Raw genomic sequence first — 6,000 nt, forward strand, 5'->3', positions numbered from 1 at the left:
TCAAGGGGGAGGGCGCAACATCGCGCAGCGCGTGGAGCCGCGGGGGTGCCTTGCTTCAGGCGCTGTCCGCGCGCGGCCCGTGCTGGCGTCGCGCCGCCACGATGCGGTGCACGTCGTGCGTGACGACGCCGACCTCGGGCGCCGGCTTGACGAAGAAGTCCGGATACTCCAGGGTTTGCTCCATGTCGGCGTGGCCGTCGGCCCAGTGTTCGTGCTGGGTGCCCAGGCCGAAGGCGTAATCCTTGAACTGGGCCTCGTGTGGCTTGGACTGGTAGATCAGGTGCACGATGTTGAACACGTGCGTACAGGCCCAGGGCGCGAGCGCGCGGCGCAGGCGCGGGTCGAGCGTGCCTTCGGGGGCCTGCGCCAGCACGTCCGAGATCGCCAGGCGCAGCTTCTGCATGCGCGCGCCGTGGTCGGTGACCAGGCGCGTGCGGCTTGAATACTGGATGTCCTTCTGGCGTTCGAGCACCTCGATCATGTTGACCGGGAGCTCGCCGCGAGCGCTCCACAGGTCGACCTGCAGCACCAGGCTGTCGCGGCGTGGCTTGTCGTCCCAGACCCGTTCCAGCGGTGTGTTCGAGACCACGCCGCCGTCCCAGTAGTGCTTGCCGTCGATCTCGATGGCCGGGAAGCCCGGCGGCAGTGCGCCCGAGGCCATCAGATGTTCGGGCCGGATGGTCTCGTGCCAGGAGTCGAAGTAGTGGTCGTTGCCGGTCTCGACTTCGACGGCGCCGACCGTCAGGCGCACGCCACTGGCGCGCGAATTGATGCGATTGAAGTCGACCAGGCGCTCCAGCGTGGACTTCAGCGGGGTCGTGTCATAGAAGCTGGTGGTGGCCGGGCTGCCGTCGCCGATCAGCAAAGGGGGCGGCATGCGCAGGTGATAGAAGCCCTGCTGGCCGAAGGCGAGAGCGCCCAGGGCGCCCATGGAGTTGGCCCATTGGTCCAGCGGCGGGATGTTCGGATACCAGGCCAGCAGGGTGCGGACGCCAGCGGCGACGCTGGCGGCCGGACCGACCGGCTCGCAGATCGTGTCCCAGAATTCATGCAGGCGCTCGACGCGCCGCTCCGGCGCGTTGCCGGCCAGGATGGCCGCGTTGAAGGCGCCGATCGAGGTGCCGACGAACCAGTCGGGGCGCAGGCCGGCTCCGTGCAGGGCCTCGTAGACGCCGCACTGGTAGGCGCCCAGCGCGCCGCCGCCTTGCAGGACGAGGGCGACGGTCTGGTAGGCGCGCGCCAGTTCTGCCGGCGTGGCGGTGCGTCCGGGTGCCGGCGTGACCGGTGCGGGTGCGACAGCCGTCGGCGCGGCGTTGGCCCTGGCGCGGCTGCGGGTGGATCGGGTCTTGGGTGGATTGGCGGGCATCGTCTCGTGCTTGTTCTCGCAAGCTTCAAGTATGGCGCTTGCGCGAACTCCGTGCAGCGGCTCGGGTCGGCGCGGGCGTGTCAACTCGCCGGCCAGGCAGCGCATTGCGACGGGGACGGGTGAAATGAGACGCCCCTTGCGTCGCTGCGCCCCGGCGCTCGCCGCCAGGGGCGGCGGCTGCACGGCCCGTCCGGGCCGGCGCTGGTGGGTCTGGAGCAGCGGGCCTCAGCCCTTTGGAGGGAGGAAGCATCCCGAGGCCAGGGGAACCCGGCCACGGACCCTCGGCACGCCGGCTTCCCGGTCGCTGGACGGACGACGTTCCACGTGGCGCAGGTGATGCAACGGACCATCAAGAATGCACGTGCCGTCTCGCTTGGGTCACGAGCCTTGCCGTGCCCGACCGGTTCGTCCGGCACGGGCACGGCTGACGCTTGTACTTCGGCCTGCGGTGCGCGCTGTGAAGTCCAGCCTGGCAGTCGGGCTGACGCGAGACCAACGCAGCGGCATCAGGATGGATGGCTCGGGTCTGAGGCGTGACGGGGGCCTTGTTCGCAGGCGACGGGTTCATGACGCGACGGGCTGCTGAAGGGCGTGTCTACCAGCCACGGATGCGCGGCCACACGGCCTGGATCCGGTCGTCGGGCGCGTCGATGACGTGGTAGGCATCGTGCTGGAACGCCGTGGCGCAGGCATGCACGGGCAGGATGCGCAGCGGCGTGCCGACCGGGATTTCGGGCAGCGCCAGAGCCGATCCCGGACGCATGCCCAGCACCCCGTGTTCCTGGGTCAGCCACAGCACGCGCAAGTCCGGGATCAGTTCGCCCGAACGATGCGCGACCAGCCCGAAATGCTGGTTTTCGCGCTGTTCCGCAGTTCCGTGGTCGATGGACAGCGCGGTCCAGCCGGCATCGCTCATGATCCAGCCCTTGTCTCGCACACGCCAAGGCCCGCCATCATCAGGTCAAGGAAGACATGGACCCCCGCACGGACTTCGGTGACCCCGGTCAGGTCGCGCGCGGCAAGGGCGGTGGGCGTGGAGCCCATGCTGACGACCGGTGCCGCGTGCCCGGCAGCGCGCAGGCGTTCGGCTGCGCGCGTGGCGACCCGACGCTCGTTCTCGGCCGCAGCCGCACGCCCGGCCTCGGTGTGGCAGAAATAGGACTCTCCGGCGTGCGTCATGACGCCGCGCACTTCGGCGCCGCCAGCCACCAGCGTCCGGGCGAGGTGCAGTAACTGGTCCGAATCCGGTGGAATGCCGCCGCGATGGCCGTCGCAATCGATCTCGATCAGGGCCGGGATGGCTTGTCCGGTCTCGGCGGATGCCGCCGCGACGGCGCGCGCCTGGACTGCGTTGTCCAGCAGTACCACAAGGTCCACGCCGCGCGTGTGCAAGGCCAGCACGCGGCGCAGCTTGCCGGGCGTGATGCCCACCGCGTAGAGGATATCGGTATAGCCGGCTGTCGCGAAGGCCTCGGCCTCGGCCAGCGTTGAAACCGTGATCGGGCCGGGGCCATCCGGAAAGATCAGGCGTGCCACGTCCAGCGACTTGGCGGTCTTCACGTGTGGGCGCAGTGTTGCCCCCAGTGCCTGCACATGCGCCTGAAGGCGCGTTATGTTGCGCCGCGCCTGGCTGCGGTCCAGAAGCAGGAACGGTGTATCGGGGTCGGGGGTCATGCCGGGTTCGCGTCTCTTCCTGACAGGCCGTTCCATCAGCGCGGGTGACTCGGTGACCGCAGGTCGGCGGCCACGCCAGACGATGCTCTGACGCACGGGATGGCCTCGCGCACGATCGGCGCGGCGCTGGCCTGTTCCATGGTGGCGCTGGCCTGCAAGCCGTGACCGCCCTGGCCGGCCAGCCAGAAGGGCCCGGGCGCCGCAGGATCGAAACCACCGGCGAGGCCGCCGTCGGCCAGGAGGGAGCGCAGGCCGGATCGGGTTCGCGGCGACCGGCCGAGCGTGCGCGCCGTGGCGCGCGTCAGGCGATCCTCGGCCGGCGCCATGCGCGGCGCCCCGGGCCGCATGTCCTGCGAAACGACTGCATCGGGATATCCCGGTCGGGACTTGTGCTCCGGCAGCACGGCGCACTCCCGTCCGGTCGGCCAGGGCGCCGGGGACGCACCGGCAATGCCTGCCCCGATCACCCGGAAATCCGCGTCCATGACCGTCTTCCGTGGGGCTCAGGTCCGACGTTCAGCATGCCGCCACCAGTCACTTCCGCTCGCCCGTCAGGGCAGCGCGGCCTCAAGCGGGCGCAGGATGCGCAACAGGGCGGCGCTGGCCTCGGGTATGCGCACGCGCACGGCATTCTTTCCCATGCCCTCGAACCCCGACATCGTGCGCACGCCCCGGGAAAGCAGCAGGTCGTACAGATCGACCGTCGGGTCCGGATGCTGCAGGACGAAGATGGGAACCTCGCTGTCGGTCGCGGCAACCCGCAGCCTGTCGAGTGCGCTGGTGATCTCGGTCTTGACGCGCGCCACGCGAGTTCTGACGTCGGGCAGGTAGTCGGCATCCGACAGCGACGTGATGGCCGCACCCAGCCCGACCGGGTTCACCAGCAGATCGTCCACGAGTCCGTAGCACGCGGTCAACTCACTGCTGGCCGCCAGGTAACCCACCCGCATCGCGGCCAGCGCATAGCCCTTGGAGAAGGAGCGCACGACGAACACGTTGTCCCACCGCGCCAGCAGCCCGATGGCCGAATTGGCGGGGTCCATGTAGTCGCCGTAGGCTTCGTCGACGATGACGCAGATCCCGCGCCGGTGCGCCGCGCGCACGATGGCTTCCACATCCGCCAGGTGCAGGATTTGTCCGGTCGGGTTGTTGGGATTATCCAGGTAGACCAGCTTGTGGCGGCCCTGCTCCAGCTTCTCCAGCAGGTCTTGAGCGGCAAAGCGGTAATCGCGCTCGGGTGCCAGCGCGCAGGCATCGTAGACGCCACCGCGCAGCCGCACACTGTTGACGTATTGGGGGAATTGCGGGCTGTAGCCCAGCACGGCGTCTCCCGCGTCCAGGAAGAGTGAATTGATGGCGTCGACGATGAGCATGGAGCCCGCGCACACCCGGAGTTGCTCGTGCGTGAGTGCCGCGCGGCCGCTCCAGTGGTGGATGATCGCGTCCTTCAGGTCGTTGTATGGAAACGGCGGGTAATGGCTCAGGTCCACGCCGTCGAGCAGCCGGCGCGGGTCGATCCGGCTCGAGGGACCGAAGGGGTTGATGCCGAAGGAGCAATCCAGCAGCGGCGCAGCGCCCGCGTCCGCCGCGGGGTCTGGCTCCTTGACGTATTCCAGCTTCTGGAACGCGCGCAAATGCCTGCGCAGGCTGCCGGTGCAGATCATGATCGTGTGGGGCTCGGGGGCCGACGCGCCGCCGTCTACCGGTCTGCTGCAGGGACCCTTGGCTCGTTCGGGCTCACGCCCCCCGTGCGCCCCGGATCTTCTTCCAGACCATGCACACGATGATGAGCAGGCCGCCCCAGCCCAGCGCCGGGTAGATGATGCCGATCATGGTCGAGAACTTGAGCAGGCCGCCGAACAGCGCAATCACGCCCAGCACGATGGTGATGATCCGGTACCTTGGCGTGCCGTCGAACGGAGCCAGCTTGTTGACCGCCGTCCACAGCATGGGGACCGCCGTCGTGTAGATCGCCAGCATCAACGCCACCGCAAAGACGTTGGAAACCAGGGGCGAATCCGTGCCGATCAGGGCGAGCGCCGGGATCTCCGTGTGGTGCACGTCCTGGATGTGCGCCATCAGGCCGAAGCCGAGCACCATCACGCCCAGCATGAAGCCCACGCCACCGAAGATGCCGCCGCCGACGGCTTCGCCACGTGTCCTGGCCTGCGTGCCCACGCCGCAGATGAAGGGGAGCAGGCCCATGGTCAGGTAGGCCGCGTACATGAATCCGGTGGTCCACCAGTTGGGAAATGGCGCATTGAGGTTCAGGCTGGCAATCAGCTCATCCGATCCGGTCACGCCGGCCGGGTTGCTCGCGATCCCGACCACGCCCACGCCGATGGCGAAGATCGCGATGACGGGCGCGATCACGCCAATCACGTTGACGAGGTTCTTCAGGCCCAGGATCACGGTCAGGATCGTGATGGCGGCCATGAGCAGGCGGCCGACGAGCGGATCCAGCCCGTATTGCTGCTCCAGCGTTGCGCCAGCGCCCGAGAACATGATCGATGCCACCAGGAACATGACGATGGCCACCACCCACTTGAGCAGTTCGCCCAGGTACTTGCCGCAGTAATACTCGAGGATGTCATTCGCATCTTCGTACTGGAGCTTTCGGCCATCTTCCATGATGACGGCGAACACCACCGCGAGGATCAGCATGCTGAACAGGCCTCCAGCCAGGCTGCCGGCAAACCCGAGGTGGGTGTAGAAGGCCAGGATCTCCTGCCCCGAGGCAAAGCCGGCCCCGATGATGAAGCCCATGATGGCGCCACCAAAGACAATGCCGTTCCACAGATGTGATGAAGACATGGTGCTCTCCTCTTTCTGAATATCCGATTTCCGTTTTGGCGACAGCCGGCGCGTGTTTCGCTCTCCGCGCACGGCCCGGCCTGTCATTCAACCTATTTTCCTCAGTTGACCTGCCTGAACGTCCCGCAAGCCTAGACTGGGCGCGG

6 protein-coding genes are annotated in these 6,000 nt (G+C 68.0%); all 6 read right to left on the reverse strand.

The window, feature by feature from the left end; all coding sequences use genetic code 11:
- Nucleotides 1-55 precede the first annotated feature (55 nt).
- On the reverse strand, nt 56-1,366 hold the full coding sequence (locus PKA16_RS03710) for a patatin-like phospholipase family protein (protein ID WP_324400519.1): 1,311 nt from the start codon (nt 1,364-1,366) through the stop codon (nt 56-58).
- A gap of 595 nt (nt 1,367-1,961) precedes the next feature.
- Nucleotides 1,962-2,282: a hypothetical protein gene (locus tag PKA16_RS03715; protein ID WP_324400521.1), complete on the reverse strand. Its 321-nt coding sequence runs from the start codon at nt 2,280-2,282 to the stop codon at nt 1,962-1,964.
- Nucleotides 2,279-3,040 carry an alanine racemase gene (locus PKA16_RS03720; RefSeq protein WP_324400523.1) on the reverse strand — a complete coding sequence of 254 codons (762 nt, stop codon included), beginning with the start codon at nt 3,038-3,040 and terminating at the stop codon, nt 2,279-2,281. Before PKA16_RS03720 ends, PKA16_RS03715 begins: the two co-directional genes overlap by 4 nt.
- Before the next feature lie 35 nt (nt 3,041-3,075).
- Nucleotides 3,076-3,525, reverse strand: a complete 450-nt coding sequence (locus PKA16_RS03725) for a hypothetical protein (protein ID WP_324400525.1) — start codon at nt 3,523-3,525, stop codon at nt 3,076-3,078.
- 66 nt (nt 3,526-3,591) lie between these two features.
- Nucleotides 3,592-4,704 (reverse strand): aminotransferase class I/II-fold pyridoxal phosphate-dependent enzyme, encoded by a 1,113-nt coding sequence (locus tag PKA16_RS03730; protein WP_324400527.1) that lies wholly within the window; start codon nt 4,702-4,704, stop codon nt 3,592-3,594.
- Nucleotides 4,705-4,777: 73 nt separating this feature from the next.
- Complete coding sequence (locus PKA16_RS03735; protein WP_324400529.1) at nt 4,778-5,854, reverse strand: hypothetical protein; 1,077 nt, start codon at nt 5,852-5,854, stop codon at nt 4,778-4,780.
- Nucleotides 5,855-6,000: the final 146 nt, after the last annotated feature.

The sequence above is a fragment of the Ottowia sp. genome, from assembly GCF_035325765.1.
In the GTDB taxonomy this organism is placed as follows: Bacteria; Pseudomonadota; Gammaproteobacteria; order Burkholderiales; family Burkholderiaceae_C; genus Ottowia.